Raw genomic sequence first — 15,335 nt, 5'->3', positions numbered from 1 at the left:
TCTCGATACCCATGGTTTACGCCGATCCGCTGGATATCTCCCGCGCCAGCGGCCAGGTCGACTTCGAACTGACCCGCCAGGGTGCCGTGGTCAGCGGCGAGAATCTCAAGGCGGGATGGCGGGGCGCGAGCGCCAGTGGTCGATTCGGGCTGACGCTCTATGACGACCAGGACAAGCCCGGTACCTTCCTGCTCGACCTCGATTTCGCCAACGCCGACGCCCGAAACTCGCGGGTACTCTCCTGGCTGCCCACCCGCGTGATCGACGACGCGCAGTTGCGGGAGTGGTTCGGCGGCGACATTGGCGGCATCGTCGAGCAGGGCAAGCTGGGGCTCTCCGTCACGCTGAGCGACAAGGAGGCCCCGGAGGGCCAGATGTTCGTCAACCCGGACGACTATTTCAAGCTGTCGCTGGACGTGGCCGATGGGCGCCTCCAGTACGCGCCCGAGTGGCCCGCGCTGGAAAAGGTCTACGGTCATCTGCAGATGGACAACATGGACCTGGACGCGAACATCACGCATGCCACCAGCCATGGCCTGACGACGCGCAATGCCAGCGTTGTGCTGGCCGACAAGACACTGCACGTCGATGGTGACGTCGACGGCAGCACGGCCGGCGTGCTGGACTTCCTCGCCCACGCCCCGCTGGATACCATGAGCAAGACCTTCGGCCTCTGGCAGAGCGAGGGCTCGGTCAGTGCCAATCTCCGTCTCGACATGCCGATGGACGAGGACAGCGACGTCGAGACCGACATGGCGGTCGACGTCCAGAGTCGGGTCGATGCGGAGTCATTGACGTTTCCCGAACTGCAACTGACGCTCGGTGGCATCAACGGCGACTTGCGCTATCGGCGTGACAACGGCGAGGACTATGTCACCGGGGATCTGGGGGCCAGGGCTTTCGAAGGGCCTGTGCTCGCCCACTTCAACATCGGCGGCCGCCAGAGCGGCCCCAGCGGTATTGCCCTCGAAGGCAGGGCGCTGGGACGGGGACTGCTGGATTGGGCCGGGCTGTCTCGCGTCGGCGGCCTGTTGAGTGGCTTTTTCCCCTATCGGGCCAATCTGACGTTCGACCAGCAGGACAATGCCAGCCTCACGGTGCGCAGCGATCTCGAGAGCCTGGGAATCGAGTTGCCGCCGCCGTTCGGGAAGTCGCCGCAGTCCCGCGAGTCGCTGGCGATCGATGCCGATATCGCCGCCGGCACCGGCCGGGTGACACTGGGCAACTGGGGGCACGCGCGCTGGCGCACCGTGGGCGATCAGGTACAGGGGCAGGTATGGCTGGAAGGGTGGCCCGGCGAACAGGCCGCCTGGCCCGGCGAGCCGGGTTGGTACGTTCTATGGCGGCCAAACCGCATCGACACCCAGCGTTGGGTCAAGGCCCTGAGCGAGCTCGAGGCCGACGATTCGGCGTCTACCGTGGAGAACCGCGTTGGCACGACGCTCGAGGACGATGTCGGCAATCCCGAGGCGAAGCCCGTCAAGGACGGCGGCGGCCTCAAGCGTATTGCGCTGTCGACGCCGTGCATCCTGGTGGATGGTCGCTGTCTCGGCGGCTTGCAGGCCGATGCCTCGCCGTTGTCGAACGGCTGGCGACTGTCGCTGGCGGGCGAGATCGCCGCAGGTGAGGCTAGCTGGCAGCCGGACGCCGCGATGCCGATCGACGTCAACCTGCAGCGTCTCAACCTGGACGCGCTGACGCCCGAGAAGGAGGCGGATCAGGGCCAGGTTTCGAGCCTGATGGAGGAGATCGAGACCGCCCCTCATCCCGCGGCGATGCCTTCGGGGCTCGACAAGGTGCCGGCGGGCCGCGTGCGAGTCTCGCAGTTCGAGCGCCAGGGGCGAAAATTCGGTCCGCTGGACGCCACCTGGCAAGCCGACGGGAGACGCCTCGCCGTCAACCCGCTGACCCTCACCTTGGGCGAGCTGAAGCTGTCCGGGGCGCTCGAGTGGGAGGCCTCCGGCGATGCGAGCTTGAGCCGGGTCCAGGTGCACGCCACCGGCGGTAACGTGGGGAGCGCCTTCCAAGCGCTGGACCAGCAGGTGCCGGTCACCAGCGAGAGTGCGGACGCTGAGCTGCAGCTCTCCTGGCCGGGGGCCCCATGGCAGTTCGCCTTGCCGCTGTCGACGGGGCGGGTTCAGGCGACCATGGAGAATGGGCGGCTGCGTCAGATCCACTCATCGGGAGCCAAACTGGTCGGGCTTTTCAACCTGGACAACGTGCTGCGCCGCCTGCAGCTGGACTTTTCCGATGTCACCAGCGGCGGTACGTCTTTCAATAGCATCGAGGGCAGCGCTACGCTGTACAATGGCCGGTTGCAGACCGAGGGGCCGATCGTCATCGACGGCACCGCCACTCGATTCACGCTCTCCGGCGGCGTCGATCTCAATCGGCAGACGCTGGACCAGCGCCTCGGGATCACCGTGCCCGTGAGTCAGAATCTTCCGCTGGTCGCGGTCATGGCCGGCGCCCCGCAGGTCGGTATCGGCCTGTTCGTCGTCGATCAGCTGTTCGGCCGCTGGCTCGACCGGGCAACGCAGATTTACTATCGCATCGAGGGCCCCTGGTCCTCGCCGAACATCAACCTGGAAAGTGCCCAATGACACTGAGCCCGATGAAACAGACGAGTGGTGACGCCCTCGAGCAGGCGTCGACGCTGCTGCTGGCCCCCGGCAGGCTGGACGTGGAATCGTTGAGCGTTGGCCTGGGCCACGCCATGGGCGCCGGTATCGACTACGCCGATCTTTTCTTCCAGCGCACCTGGCACGAGATGTGGGTGCTGGAAGATGGCGAGGTCAAGGATGCCAGCTACAACATCGATGGCGGCGTCGGCGTGCGCTCGCTCTCCGGCGAGAAGACCGGCTTCGCCTACTCCAGCCAGATCAGCCCGGATGCGCTGCTGGATACCGGACGCACCGCTTCCGGTATCGCGCGCAGCGGCGAGCGGCGCGAACCGGCATCGATCCAGGTCGCCACCGCGACGTCTCGTTACCAGGGTGTCGATCCGCTGAGCGGTCTTGGCGCCGAAGAGAAGATCGCGATGCTCAAGCAGGCGGATCGCGTGGCACGTGCCGCCGACCCCGCGGTGACCCAGGTCAGCGCGTCGCTGACCGGTGTCCACGAGGTGGTGCTCGTGTGTGCCAGCGACGGCACGCTGGCCGCCGATATTCGGCCGCTGGTGCGGTTCAACGTCAATGTGATCGTCGCCAGGAACGGGCGCCGCGAACGCGGCAGTGCCGGTGGCGGCGGCCGCTACTCCATGCAGCGCCTGCGGGACGACAACGTCGCCGACACCTACGCCAGGGAAGCCGTGCGGCAGGCGCTGGTGAACCTGGAAGCGGTCGACGCGCCGGCAGGCCAGATGCCGATCGTGCTGGCCAATGGCTGGCCGGGCATCCTGCTGCATGAAGCGGTGGGCCACGGTCTGGAAGGGGATTTCAACCGCAAGGGCAGCTCCTCCTTCGCCGGCCGCCTGGGCCAGCAGGTGGCGGCCAAGGGCGTCACCGTCGTCGACGATGCCACCCTCGACGACTGCCGCGGCTCGCTGAGCATCGACGACGAGGGGACGCCGGGCCAGTACACGCCGTTGATCGAGGATGGCATCCTCACCGGCTACATGCAGGACAAGCTCAACGCGCGGTTGATGGGAATGCAGCCCACCGGTAACGCGCGCCGTGAATCCTACGCTCACGTCACCATGCCCCGCATGACCAACACCTACATGCTGGCGGGGCAGGACGACCCGGAGGAGATCGTCAAGAGCGTCAAGCGGGGTATTTATGCGGTCAGCTTCGGCGGCGGCCAGGTCGACATCACCTCCGGCAAGTTCGTGTTCTCGGCCTCCGAGGCGTACCTGATCGAGGATGGCAAGATCACGGCGCCGGTCAAGGGTGCCACGCTGATCGGCAATGGCCCCGAAGCGATGTCGCGGGTCTCGATGATCGGCAACGACATGGCGCTGGACAGCGGTATCGGGATCTGCGGCAAGGAGGGCCAGGGCGTGCCGGTGGGCGTGGGCCAGCCGACCTTGAAGCTGGACGAGATCACCGTCGGTGGCACGCAATCCTAGTTGGAAGAGTGAAGAAACAGGAGGGAAGGCCAGCGCCTAAGAAGGGAGGGGCCGGGGGGGGGGTCCTTATTCCCTCTTCCAGGCTCGCAGCGCCGCTCTCCCGCCTTCGAGGCGCGCAGCGCCGGTCTCACATGCCGGCGGTATCGCGAATCAGCTGGAACAGCTTGCGGGAGCTGGCGGGCGGCTTGTCGCGCTGCCTCTCGCTGCGGGCGTTGCGGATCAACTGGCGCAGCGACTGGCGGTCGACATGGGGGTGCGCTTCGATGAAGGGCTCCAGTGCGTCATCGTTCTCGATCAGCTGGTCACGAAGCCGTTCGAGACGGTGGAACGCCGCGTTGCGCTGGACAAGCTCATGGGCGATCTCCTCGAAGGCGGCCCGGATCGCCTCGCGGTCTTCCTTGCGCATGACCTTGCCGACGTACTGCATGTGGCGACGGCGTCCTTCGTGGGAGCGGATGCGGCCGGTCTCCTCGACGGCAGCGAGCATTTCCTCGGAGAGCGGCAACCGCGCGCGCACGGCGGGGTCCAGCGCGATGATACGCTCGCCCAGGGCCTGCAGCTCCTGCATCTCCCGTTTGATCTGGCTCTTGCTGGGAGGTGCGTCGTGGTCGAAAGCCGTATCGTTGTCCGAATCGTTAGCCATGGTTTACCCAATGCGTCGAGTGAGGGCCGTAGTATATCAGCGCGAATCGCCTCGCCAACGCCTCTTGTCGGTCGGGGGCGTGGAGAGAGCCACGTCCAGAATTCGAATCGACCCAGGCTGCGCTCGATCGGTATCCCCGGTGGGCGGAGTTTCAAGCATCAGGAGTCTCAAATGAGTCAAGCTTTCAACGCCGAGGCGCAGCAATCGCGCCTCGAGGAGCGCGCCGGCATGGCGCTGGAACTGGCCAGGCAACTTGGCGCAGACGCTTGCGAGGTCGGTGCCAGCGTCGATCAGGGATTGGGCGTGAGCGTGCGTCTGGGCGAGATCGAGACCGTGGAGCTCTCCCGCGATCAAGGCATCGCGGTCACCGTCTACGTGGGCAACCGCAAGGGCAACGCCTCCTCTTCGGACGCCGGTGACGCCTCGATTCGTGCGGTGGTGGAGAAGGCGATCTCGATCGCGCGCTATACCGGCGAGGACCCGGCCTCGGGGCTCGCCGATGCGTCGCTCATGGCGACCGAGCTGCCGGATCTCGACCTCCACCATCCCTGGGCGCTGAGCACCGACGAGGCGGTCGAGCTGGCGTTGCGCTGCGAGAACGCCGGCCGCGAGCGCACTGGCATCACCAACTCCGAGGGGGCGAGTCTGTCCTCGTCGGAGGTGGTCACGGTCTACGCCAACAGCCATGGTTTCCTGGGCAGCAAGCGCGGCACTCGGCACTCGCTCTCCTGTCTGCTGATCGGTGGCAGCGGCGATGGCATGCAGCGCGATCACGATTTCACCACGGCGCGCAGGGCCGGCGATCTGGCAAGCCCCGAGTCGGTGGGTATCAGCGCCGCCGAGCGGACACTGAGCCGGTTGGGCGGGCAGCGGCCCAGGACCGGGCGGTTCCCGGTGCTGCTGGCGCCGGACATGGCTCGCGGGCTGGTCGGCAACCTGCTCAACAGCATCGCCGGTGGCGCGCTCTACCGCGAGTCGTCGTTTCTCTGCGACCAGCTCGGCGAAACGCTGTTCCCGGACTGGTTCACCCTCGGTGAGCATCCGCGCGAGGTTGGTGGCATGGCGAGCGCCGCCTTCGATGGTGACGGCGTGGCCACTCGCGACAACGTCTTCATCGATCGCGGCAAGCTGGCGAGCTACATGCTGGCGGCCTATAGCGCGCGTCGCCTGGGCCTCCAGACCACCGGCAACGCGGGCGGCGCGCGTAACGTTCGCATACAGGCACCGACGGTCTCGCTGGAGCGCCTGATGCAGCAGATGGGCACGGGGATCATGGTGACCGAGATGATGGGGCAGGGGCTCAATCCGGTGACCGGCGACTACTCGCGGGGCGCGGCGGGTTTCTGGGTCGAGAATGGCCGGATCTCCCACCCGGTGGAGGAGTTCACCGTGGCCGGCAATCTGCGCGAGATGTTCGCCGGCCTCCAGGGCATCGGCGACGACATCGACCGGCGGGGCAGCATCCAGACCGGCAGCTGGTTGATCGACTCGATGACCATCGCGGGGCAGTAGCTGCCCGGGCTTCGCCCGGAGCTGTAAGTCATAAGCTTTAAGAAAGGTCAAAAACGAAAGGCCAGGTCAATACCGTTTATTTCGATGAAGATCGGAGTTTGCACACTGGCTTACGGCTTACGGCTTACGGCTTACGGCTCGCGGCTTCAGGCGTCGAAGCGATCCTTGACATAGGTGATCTCGGTGCGGCCATGCGGCGCGGGAGCGCCGTCCTCGCCGAGATTCACGAAGACCATCCTGTCGATCGTCAGGATGCTCTTGCGGGTGATCTTGTTGCGGACGTGGCACTCCAGCGTGATGGAGGTGGTGCCGAAATGGGTGGCTGTGATGCCCAGTTCGATGATGTCGCCCTGCCGGGCACTGGCGACGAAGTTGATCTCGGAGATGTATTTCGTCACCACCTGGGCGTTGCCCAGCTGAATGATGGCGTAGATCGCCGCCTCCTCGTCGATCCAGCGCAACAGGCTGCCACCGAACAGCGATCCGTTGGGGTTGAGATCCTCGGGCTTGATCCATTTGCGGGTGTGAAAGTTCATCTGCTGCTCCTTGCCTGGCCGGCGCTCGTCTCCGGTCGCCACGTTGTCGCCATGTCGTTACAGGTAGAACACCGTCGCCAACCCGAGGAAGGCGACGAAGCCCACCACGTCGGTGATGGTCGTCAGCAGTACGCCGCCGGACAGCGCCGGATCGATCTTGAACTTTTTCAGCATCACCGGGATCAAGGTGCCTGCCAGCGTGGCCACGGTCAGGTTGATGACCATCGCCATGGCGATGATCTCGCCCAGCCGAATGTCATCGAAGCGGAACACCGACATCGCGCCCACGACCACCGCCCAGATCAGGCCGTTGGTCATGCCGACGAGCAGTTCTCGAATCAGCAGCCAGCGGACATTGGCGCCCGAGACGTGCCCCAGAGCGATACCGCGAATCAGAACGGTCAGGGTCTGCGCGCCGGCGATCCCGCCCATGCTGGAAACGATCGGCATCAACACGGCCAGGGCGGCAATCTGCTGGATGGTGTCCTCGAAGAAACCGATGGCGATGGAGACGATCGTCGCCGCAACCAGATTGATGCCGAGCCATACCGCACGGCGGCGGCTCGTCCTCAGCGCGGGCGCGAAGGTGTCTTCGTCCTCGTCGAGACCGGCCATGCTCATGACCTGGTGCTCGGCGTCTTCCCGGATGACATCGACCACGTCGTCGATGGTGATGCGGCCGAGCAGTTTGCCATCGATGCCGACGACCGGTGCCGAGATCAGGTCGTGCTTCTGGAACAGCGTCGCCACGTCACTGTCCGAGGCGGTGGCCTGGATGGCGTGAAAGTCGGTCTGCATCACCTCGCGCACCAGGACCGAGACATCCGATACCAGCAGGCGGTTGATCGACAGGATGCCGATCAGCTCGTCGCGACGCGTGACCACCAGCAGGGTGTCGGTGGCATCCGGCAGGCGCTCGTGGCGACGCAGATAGCGCAGGACGACGTCCAGCGTGATATCCGGGCGGATGGTGATCGCATCCGGGTTCATCAGGCCGCCGGCGGTGTCCTCCGGGTAGGAGAGAACCGCTTCGACGCGCTGGCGCTCCTGCGCCTCCATCGACTGGAGGACTTCCTGGATGACGGTATTGGGTAGCTGCTGCAGCAGGTCGGCGAGGTCGTCGACGTCGAGCCCTTCGGTCGCCGTCAGTAGCTGTCCCGCATCCATGCGGTTGAGGAATTCGAGCTGGACGTCGTCGCCCAGGTACTGCAGCACGTCGCCATGCAGCTCGGGGTCCAGCAGGCCCCACAGGATCTCGCGCTCCTTGGGCGGGGACGATTCGAGCAGATGGGCGACATCCACCGGCGCCAAGCCGCGGTTGAGCATGCGCCGCGCCTGATCCAGCGCGCCGCTCTCGAGGGCTTCGTTGAGTTTGGCCAGCCGCGGCTGCAGTTTTTCGGGATTGTTGCTCATCCTGAACGGTCATCCTTGAACGACTGGCGATAGGGTGAGCATTCTACCATCGTCGAGAGAAATGACGAGGATAGAAAACGCTGTTCATAAACGGGGTGGGTTACTCGTCCTCGTGAAAACGAGCGTCGAACAGCCCGACGATGGCGTCCATGGCGGCGTCCGCGTCCTCGCCTTCGGTGACGACGACCAGTTCGGTGCCACAAGGTGCCGCGAGCATGAGCAGCGACATGATGTTGGCGGCGTCTGCCTGGCGGTTACCGTGATGGATCGCCACGCGTACGTCGAAGGGTTGGCAGCATTGAACCAGTTTGGTGGCGGCGCGGGCATGCAGTCCGCGGCGGTTGGTCAGGCGAAGTTCACGTGTCGGCATCGCGCTCGGATGATCCTGCGTTTCCTGTGGGTGCGGACGGCTGCGCTGCTGAGTCGCTCGGGAGAGCGGTGTGAATGCCCAGTTCACGATGGCGCAGTCGAATATCGGCGTCGTCGTGGTGAAAATGGCGTGCCAGTCGCTCGATCAGATAGACCGAGCGGTGTTGACCGCCGGTACAGCCGATGGCGACCGTCAGATAACTGCGATGGCTGGCCAGATAGGATGGCAGCCAGCGATCGAGCCAGGCGTGGATGTCCTCCGCCAGGGCGTGGACGTCGGGATAGGACTCGAGGAACTCGATGATCTGGGCATCCCGGCCGTCGTAGGCGCGCAGCCCGGGATCCCAGAACGGATTGGGAAGGCAGCGCGCGTCGAATACCATGTCGGCGTCCAGCGGCACGCCTCGTTTGAAGCCGAACGACTCGAAGGTCAAGGTCAGCCGGCCACCGGTATGCTTGGCCACCTGTTCGCCGATTCGGGCCCGGAGATCGTGCACCGACAGCCCCTGGGTGTCGATCACCAGGTCGGCCACGCGGCGAATCGGCGCGAGATAGCCTTGCTCGTGATCGATGGCCTCGGCCAGCGTCATGTCGTTGCCGCGGGTCAGCGGATGGCGACGACGAGTGGCCGAGTAGCGTTCGAGCAGGATCTTGGCATCGGCGGTGAGATAGACGACCTGGGTGTCTATGCCGCGCCCGCGCACCGCGTCCAGCAGGATGGGAAAACGCTCCAGCGATTCCGGCAGGTTGCGCGCGTCGATACTGACCGCCACGTTGGGCCGGGATGGCGGAGCGCTGCGCAGTTCGTCGATCCGCGGGGCGAGCAGGTTGGCGGGGAGGTTGTCGATGGCGTAGTAGGCAAGATCCTCGAGCGCCTGCAGCGCAATCGATTTCCCCGAGCCCGAGCGGCCACTGATGATGACGAGTTGCATCGCTTATCCGTCGTCGCTGTCACGGTGATGGCGAATGGCATCGACGAGCGCATCGTGCAGCGCCCGCTGCGAGTCGGCCTGGCGCAACTGCTGCCGAACGCTGCTCTGGTTCATGATGCCGGCGACTTCCGCCAGCAGCGACAGATGCGCATCATCCGCCTCTTCCGGCACCAGCAGCACGAAAACGAGGTCCACCGGCTCGCCGTCGATGGCGTCGAAGTCGATGGCGTCCTCCAGGCGCATGAATCCCGCGATCGGCCCTTTGCAATGGGGGCTGCGAGCATGGGGGATGGCAACGCCGTTGCCGATCCCCGTGCTTCCCAGTCGCTCGCGACCGATCAGGCGGCTGAAGACCTCATGGCTATCCAGGCTGGGCGTGTTCTGGGCGATGAAGGTGCTGAAGAATTCCAGCAGACGTTTTTTGCTGCCCCCCGTGACCTCGAACAGGGTTCGCTCGGGGGGCAGAATGCTTTCCAGTGTCATCATCAGGCGTCAACGGGCGCCTGCGCCTTGGGCGCGGGCTTGTGCCTTCTCTTTGTGTTTGACCAGTTGGCGGTCGAGTTTGTCGGCCAGTGAATCGATGGCGGCGTACATGTCGGTATCGCTGGCTTCGGCGTGCATGTCGCCGCCGGCCGCGTGCAGGGTACAGGCCGCCTGCTGGCGTTCCTTCTCGACACTCAGGGTGACCTGGACGTTGGTGATGTTGTCGTAGTGACGCTCCAAACGAACGAGTTTCTCTCCGACGTAGTCCCGGAGGGCGTCGGTCAGCTCGACATGGTGGCCGGTAACGTTCACTTGCATGACACACTCCTGTTGCGGCAGATGGCACTTCTGATTGTAACCCTTTTCAGGGCACTGCAAAGGCATCGTGATCGATCTGGTTCGGAATGGCGAGCCTTGACTGACTTCGGGCCCGGGGATCAGGCCAGGCGCTTGCGTTCACTGGACGACGGAATGCCCATGGCTTCACGGTATTTGGCCACGGTGCGCCTGGCGACGCTGATATCGGACTGGGCCAGCAATTCGACCAATTTGCTGTCCGAGAGAGGTTTGCGCGGGGGCTCGTCGCCGATGAATTTCTTGATGCGGGCGCGGATGGCAGTGCTCGAGTAGCTGTCGCCGTCGCCACCCTGTCCGCCGACCTGGCTCGAGAAAAAGTACTTCAACTCGAACACGCCGCGTGGCGTGTGGATGTATTTCTGGGTCGTGACCCGGGAGATCGTCGATTCATGCATGTCGACGCTGCGGGCGATGTCGGCCAGGATCAGGGGTTTCATCGCCTCTTCGCCGCGCTCGAGAAACCCCACCTGGCGCGACATGATCTCCCGGCCCACCCTGAGCAGCGTGTCGTTTCGGCTGGAGAGGCTCTTGATCAGCCAGCGGGCTTCCTGCAGGTGTTGGCGCAGGAAGGTGTTGTCATCGCTTTTGTCCGCCCGTTTGATCAGGGCGGCGTAGTCGGGCTGGATGCGCAGGCGCGGCAGGGTCTCGGCGTTCAGCTCGATGCGCCAGCCATCGCGAGAGGGCGTGGCAACCAGGTCGGGGATCACGTAGTCATCGCGGCTGGTGTCGAAGCGCTGGCCCGGGCGCGGCTCCAGCGTCCGGATCAAGGCGATGACGCTATCGAGCTCCTCCTCCTCGAGACGCAGGCGGCGCTTGAGCAGTCGTCGATCGTTGCCGGCCAGGGCTTCGAGGAACTGGCGCACCAGACGCTTGGCCTGGGGGAGCAGAGGGGTGTCGTCGTCCAGCGTGCCGAGTTGAAGCAGCAGGCACTCGCGCAGGTTGCGAGCGCCGACGCCGGTGGGATCGAACTGTTGCAGGCGCATGAGCGTGTGCTCGAGATCGGCCGTGCTGACGCTCTCCCCGCGCTGCTCGCGCAGGCTCGCCGCCAGGTCGTCCAGTGACTCCGCCAGATAGCCATCGTCGTTGATGGCGTCGATCAGGCACTCTCCCAGTGCCAGCTCGCGGTCGTCGAAATCGCCCATCGCCAGCTGCCAGAGCAGGTGGTCGCGAAGGGTCGTGACAGCCGCGTTACGGTCGAAGTCCGGGGCTTCCTCACTACCGCTCGCGCTGCCCGGAGAGCCGACATGGGCGTCCTGGTAGGTATCGCTCCAGTCGCTGTCGAGGGCCAGTTCGTCGGGAATGTCATTGGCCCACTCGTCTTCCGTGGCGTCCTGGGTCTCCTGCTCCGAATAGGGCTCTTCCATTTCCAGCATGGGATTGGATTCCAGCGCCTGCTGTATTTCCTGACGCAGGTCGAGCGTCGACAGCTGAAGCAGTTGAATGGCCTGCTGGAGCTGTGGCGTCATGGTCAACTGCGTGCCGACCCTGAGTTGCAGCGAGGGCTTCATGGACATGGAAAAGCGATCGTCACGATAACGGAGGAAGGCTCACAACGTTACTGGCTGCGATGGCGATATGCAACGCTTTATGCAAGAAACATGCCATCAGTGTGGGCTCCGAAGGAGCGGCAACCGATGGCATGACGAAAAGGGCAGGGGCTACAGGCGAAACTCGTGGCCGAGATAGACCTCGCGAACGCGCTGGTTTTCGAGAATGGCCTGGGGGCGGCCCTCGGCGATGATCTGGCCGTCACCGACGATGTAGGCGTTATCGCAGATGTCGAGCGTCTCGCGCACGTTGTGGTCGGTGATCAGGACGCCGATCTCGCGGTCGCGCAACTGGCGGATGATGCTCTTGATGTCGCCGACCGAGATGGGGTCGACACCGGCGAACGGTTCGTCGAGCAGGACGAATGCCGGCTCGGTGGCCAGGGCGCGGGCGATCTCGACGCGCCGGCGCTCGCCGCCGGAGAGGCTCATGCCCAGGTTGTCGCGAATATGGTCGACGTGGAAATCGCCGAGCAGCTGTTCCAGCCGTTCGCGCCGCCCGGCGCGATCCAGATCCTTGCGCGTCTCGAGGATCGCCATGATGTTGTCGGCGACGCTCAGCTTGCGGAAGATCGAGGCCTCCTGCGGCAGATAGCCGATGCCGGCTCGTGCCCGGTCGTGCATCGGCGCGCGGCTGAGATCCATGTCGTCGATGTGGACGCTACCCGCATCGGCCTTGACCAGGCCGACGATCATGTAAAAGGACGTCGTCTTGCCGGCGCCATTCGGTCCCAGCAAGCCGACGATACTGCCTTGCCGCAGCGTCAGGCTGAAGTCGTGGACGACTCGGCGTCCCTTGTAGCTCTTGGCAAGGTTGGCGGCCGTTAGCGTTTTCATGAATACGATCCTTGTGGCTGCGCGCCGGGGGGTGATGTCGCGGTCACGCCCCGCGCGACGGCTCGAAACGATGCCGGGTCATGGTTCGACCGTCACTGGGACGAATCGCGCGGCGTGAGAGTCATGCGGACGCGGCCGTCGCCGCTTCCGTCGCCATTCTGGGCGGAGCGGGCCTGGACGCGTCGCGAGTCGAGATAGTACTCGACATAGGCGCCGTCGAAGGTGTCGCCGGCCTGGTGCAGCTCAGCGTTGCCGATCAGCTCCACCCGTCGTTCGGCGGCGTGATAGACCACGGTATCGCCCCAGCCCTTGACGATCTCCTGATCGGGCGCAGGCTTCTGTTCGAGGTAGGCACGCTCGCCACCGCCGCCCTTGGCCGTGACCTGGCTGACCTGGCCGTTGTTGCCGCGCTGGATATCGACGCGTGCCGCCTTGAGATGCATGCTGCCTTGCTGCATGTCGACGCCGCCCGTGTAGACGGCAGTGCCCTGGCGATCGTCCAGCTCGAGTTGATCGGCGGCGATTTCTATCGGTGCACTGGCATCGCTCTCCAGCGCGACGGTCGGAAGACTGGTGAAGCCCAGCGCGGTCAGCACCAGGAGTTGGCCGATTTCTCGCCTCATGATCCTTGATCCTCAGATTGCTGTGGCAGGCGTCCCTGCACGTTGTCGGTCAAGCGCATACGATCTTCGTTGATCCAGGCATCGAAGCGGTTCCCGCGCATGCTCTGATTATGCTGACGCAACACGGAAGGCGTGTCACTCCAGGCGTGGGCTTCGCGATTGTCGTAGTGCAGCGTCTGCGTTTCCAGGCTCCACGCCTGCTCCGGCTGAACCAGGCGTGCGTCGCCCTGGAGCGTCAACTGTTCTCCGCTGCGGCTCAGTCGCCCCGTCTGGCTGGTCACCTGCCACTGGCGTTGCTGGTCGTCGGTCAGATAGCCATGGGGCGCTTCGGTGCGGATGATGTCGTCGGACGGCGTGTGTACCAGCCGTGGCGTCTCCAGTCGCTGATAGGCGCGACCCTGTTCATCGAAGCGCGTCATGCTGGCATCCTCGAGATAGTAGTCGGGCTCGCCGACCGTGTTGCCGATGACGGGCTCCTGATCGTTCTCGCCGCGCTGATCCAGGTAGGTCAGACCAGCCCCCAGGACCAGCAGCAGGACCAGCAGGCCGAGGCGTCGCCACCAGGGAGACTGGAATCTGGCTGTTTTGGCCACGTTATCTCCTCGTATTGATTGTGCGTGTCGTGATCGAAGGTTCCGGGTGCCTCACGCCTGTCGTCGGATGGCACGGTCGACATCGCGGGACGACGGGTGTCGAGCGGCGCCTCAGATGACGCCGCTTCTCAACAGGTCGTGCATGTGCAGGGCGCCCACTGGCGAACCGTCCTCCACGACCGCCAGGGCGGTAATTCGGTTGTCCTCCATGATCCTCACGGCCTCCGCCGCCAGCATGTCGGGGGAGGCCGTCTTGCCGCCGCGGGTCATGACGTCGTCCACCCGCAGCAGCGCGAAATCGCCACGCTGATCGAGCGTGCGACGCAGGTCGCCGTCGGTATAGACACCGACCAGCATGCCGCGTTCATCGACGACGCAGGTGAACCCCATGCCCTTTAGCGTCATCTCCAGCAACGCCTCTCGCAGCGGGCTGCCGGCCGGCACGCTGGGGAGGCGGTTGCCCTCGTGCATGAGATCCGCGACTCGCAGCAGCAGCCGCTTGCCGAGGGTGCCGCCAGGGTGGGAGAGCGCGAAATCCTCCGCGCTGAACCCCCGCGCCTCGAGCAGCGCCAGCGCCAGGGCGTCGCCCATCGCCAGCGCGGCCGTGGTGGAAGAGGTGGGTGCCAGGTCGTGAGGACAGGCTTCGCGAGAGACGCCGACGTCGATATGGACGTCGCTGTAGCGCGCTAGTGTGGAATCGGGGCGTCCGGTAAGGCTGACCAGTGGCGCGCCGAGACGCTTGAACAGCGGCAGAAGGCCGGTGATTTCCTGGGTCTCGCCTGAGTTGGACAGGGCGATGACGACGTCGTCGCCGGTGATCATGCCGAGATCGCCGTGGCTGGCTTCGCCCGGGTGTACGTAGAAAGCCGGCGAGCCGGTGCTGGCGAGGGTCGCCGCCATCTTGCGCGCAATGTGGCCCGACTTGCCCATGCCGGTGACGATCAACCGGCCTCGGCATTCGAGGAGCAGCTCGCAGGCTTCATCGAAGCAGTCGTCGAGCTTCGACACGAGCTCTCCGATGGCTTGCTGTTCCAGGGTCAACGTGCGCCTGGCGCTGGCGCGGAAATCTAGCGCGGCGATGTCGCTCATGGTCTCGGTCGAGGCTCCCCGATGATGATGGATGGAACGAAGAAGTCGGGCATGACGTCCAAATGCCTGCTGTCGCTATGCTTCGAGGTCCCGTGTCCGGAATGCTTCAATGGCGGCAGTATACCTTTGATCGGCCGGCGATTCGTCCTTCCTGCGGTGGTGATTTTCACGGCAGGGAGATGGCTGGTCGCTGACGCCAAGGTTAGGATACAATGTTCGATAATTGATCTCATTAGATTGGTGGATGCTGCATGGACGATCCGATTATGGTCGAGGTCAAGGACCTGCACTTCTCCCGCGGCAGCACCGACATCTTCCGCGGCGTCGACTTG

At 64.8% G+C, this 15,335-nt stretch carries 16 protein-coding genes; 3 read left to right on the top strand and 13 right to left on the bottom strand.

Going from position 1 to position 15,335, the window contains the following annotated elements:
• A partial coding sequence (locus AC3AYF_RS09405) for a YhdP family phospholipid transporter (protein WP_295038380.1) occupies positions 1-2,603 on the top strand: 2,603 nt, incomplete at its 5' end.
• A complete protein-coding gene (tldD, locus tag AC3AYF_RS09400) occupies positions 2,600-4,069 on the top strand; it encodes a metalloprotease TldD (RefSeq protein ID WP_487779663.1) in 1,470 nt (489 codons plus the stop codon). The genes AC3AYF_RS09405 and tldD, both read left to right, overlap by 4 nt.
• Positions 4,070-4,196: 127 nt before the next feature.
• Here tldD and yjgA read toward each other — a convergent pair whose 3' ends face one another.
• A complete protein-coding gene (gene yjgA, locus AC3AYF_RS09395; RefSeq protein ID WP_487779662.1) occupies positions 4,197-4,712 on the bottom strand; it encodes a ribosome biogenesis factor YjgA in 516 nt (171 codons plus the stop codon).
• Positions 4,713-4,883: 171 nt separating this feature from the next.
• On the opposite strand from yjgA, the gene pmbA reads away from it, so the two are divergent.
• Positions 4,884-6,224: a metalloprotease PmbA gene (gene pmbA / locus AC3AYF_RS09390; RefSeq protein WP_295038387.1), complete on the top strand. Its 1,341-nt coding sequence runs from the start codon at positions 4,884-4,886 to the stop codon at positions 6,222-6,224.
• Between the two features lie 146 nt (positions 6,225-6,370).
• On the opposite strand, the gene AC3AYF_RS09385 is transcribed toward pmbA, so the two are convergent.
• The 12 genes from AC3AYF_RS09385 to AC3AYF_RS09330 form a co-directional block, all read right to left on the bottom strand.
• Positions 6,371-6,760, bottom strand: coding sequence for an acyl-CoA thioesterase (locus AC3AYF_RS09385; protein WP_295038389.1), 390 nt, complete (start codon positions 6,758-6,760; stop codon positions 6,371-6,373).
• 57 nt (positions 6,761-6,817) lie between these two features.
• Positions 6,818-8,173, bottom strand: a complete 1,356-nt coding sequence (gene mgtE, locus AC3AYF_RS09380; protein ID WP_487779661.1) for a magnesium transporter — start codon at positions 8,171-8,173, stop codon at positions 6,818-6,820.
• A 100-nt stretch (positions 8,174-8,273) separates the two neighbouring features.
• Positions 8,274-8,543: an HPr family phosphocarrier protein gene (locus tag AC3AYF_RS09375; RefSeq protein ID WP_295038393.1), complete on the bottom strand. Its 270-nt coding sequence runs from the start codon at positions 8,541-8,543 to the stop codon at positions 8,274-8,276.
• Complete coding sequence (gene rapZ / locus AC3AYF_RS09370) at positions 8,530-9,474, bottom strand: RNase adapter RapZ (protein WP_487779660.1); 945 nt, start codon at positions 9,472-9,474, stop codon at positions 8,530-8,532. Before rapZ ends, AC3AYF_RS09375 begins: the two co-directional genes overlap by 14 nt.
• Before the next feature lie 3 nt (positions 9,475-9,477).
• Positions 9,478-9,957, bottom strand: coding sequence for a PTS IIA-like nitrogen regulatory protein PtsN (ptsN, locus tag AC3AYF_RS09365; protein WP_110709850.1), 480 nt, complete (start codon positions 9,955-9,957; stop codon positions 9,478-9,480).
• 9 nt (positions 9,958-9,966) lie between these two features.
• On the bottom strand, positions 9,967-10,275 hold the full coding sequence (gene hpf / locus AC3AYF_RS09360) for a ribosome hibernation-promoting factor, HPF/YfiA family (RefSeq protein WP_295038397.1): 309 nt from the start codon (positions 10,273-10,275) through the stop codon (positions 9,967-9,969).
• Between the two features lie 119 nt (positions 10,276-10,394).
• On the bottom strand, positions 10,395-11,828 hold the full coding sequence (locus AC3AYF_RS09355; protein ID WP_295038399.1) for an RNA polymerase factor sigma-54: 1,434 nt from the start codon (positions 11,826-11,828) through the stop codon (positions 10,395-10,397).
• A gap of 144 nt (positions 11,829-11,972) precedes the next feature.
• Complete coding sequence (gene lptB, locus AC3AYF_RS09350; RefSeq protein WP_295038401.1) at positions 11,973-12,698, bottom strand: LPS export ABC transporter ATP-binding protein; 726 nt, start codon at positions 12,696-12,698, stop codon at positions 11,973-11,975.
• A 92-nt stretch (positions 12,699-12,790) separates the two neighbouring features.
• Positions 12,791-13,321, bottom strand: coding sequence for a lipopolysaccharide transport periplasmic protein LptA (gene lptA, locus AC3AYF_RS09345; protein WP_295038403.1), 531 nt, complete (start codon positions 13,319-13,321; stop codon positions 12,791-12,793).
• Positions 13,318-13,914: an LPS export ABC transporter periplasmic protein LptC gene (gene lptC, locus AC3AYF_RS09340; RefSeq protein ID WP_295038405.1), complete on the bottom strand. Its 597-nt coding sequence runs from the start codon at positions 13,912-13,914 to the stop codon at positions 13,318-13,320. Before lptC ends, lptA begins: the two co-directional genes overlap by 4 nt.
• Before the next feature lie 111 nt (positions 13,915-14,025).
• Complete coding sequence (locus AC3AYF_RS09335) at positions 14,026-15,003, bottom strand: KpsF/GutQ family sugar-phosphate isomerase (protein ID WP_295038406.1); 978 nt, start codon at positions 15,001-15,003, stop codon at positions 14,026-14,028.
• Positions 15,000-15,335 (bottom strand): hypothetical protein (locus tag AC3AYF_RS09330; protein ID WP_487779659.1); only part of this gene is annotated, 336 nt, incomplete at its 5' end. The genes AC3AYF_RS09330 and AC3AYF_RS09335, both read right to left, overlap by 4 nt.

The sequence above is a fragment of the Salinicola sp. genome, assembly GCF_982684285.1.
Note: the sequence above shows the minus strand (reverse complement) of the source record. Positions and strands in the feature narration are given on the sequence as shown.

Excerpts from the sequence above, each read along its gene's own strand:
- rapZ (WP_487779660.1), bottom strand. The coding sequence starts at position 9,474 with ATGCAACTCGTCATCATCAGTGGCCGCTCGGGCTCGGGGAAATCGATT.
- pmbA (WP_295038387.1), top strand. The coding sequence starts at position 4,884 with ATGAGTCAAGCTTTCAACGCCGAGGCGCAGCAATCGCGCCTCGAGGAG.
- AC3AYF_RS09335 (WP_295038406.1), bottom strand. The coding sequence starts at position 15,003 with ATGAGCGACATCGCCGCGCTAGATTTCCGCGCCAGCGCCAGGCGCACG.
- AC3AYF_RS09355 (WP_295038399.1), bottom strand. The coding sequence starts at position 11,828 with ATGTCCATGAAGCCCTCGCTGCAACTCAGGGTCGGCACGCAGTTGACC.
- hpf (WP_295038397.1), bottom strand. The coding sequence starts at position 10,275 with ATGCAAGTGAACGTTACCGGCCACCATGTCGAGCTGACCGACGCCCTC.
- tldD (WP_487779663.1), top strand. The coding sequence starts at position 2,600 with ATGACACTGAGCCCGATGAAACAGACGAGTGGTGACGCCCTCGAGCAG.
- AC3AYF_RS09375 (WP_295038393.1), bottom strand. The coding sequence starts at position 8,543 with ATGCCGACACGTGAACTTCGCCTGACCAACCGCCGCGGACTGCATGCC.
- mgtE (WP_487779661.1), bottom strand. The coding sequence starts at position 8,173 with ATGAGCAACAATCCCGAAAAACTGCAGCCGCGGCTGGCCAAACTCAAC.
- lptB (WP_295038401.1), bottom strand. The coding sequence starts at position 12,698 with ATGAAAACGCTAACGGCCGCCAACCTTGCCAAGAGCTACAAGGGACGC.
- lptA (WP_295038403.1), bottom strand. The coding sequence starts at position 13,321 with ATGAGGCGAGAAATCGGCCAACTCCTGGTGCTGACCGCGCTGGGCTTC.
- ptsN (WP_110709850.1), bottom strand. The coding sequence starts at position 9,957 with ATGACACTGGAAAGCATTCTGCCCCCCGAGCGAACCCTGTTCGAGGTC.
- yjgA (WP_487779662.1), bottom strand. The coding sequence starts at position 4,712 with ATGGCTAACGATTCGGACAACGATACGGCTTTCGACCACGACGCACCT.
- AC3AYF_RS09385 (WP_295038389.1), bottom strand. The coding sequence starts at position 6,760 with ATGAACTTTCACACCCGCAAATGGATCAAGCCCGAGGATCTCAACCCC.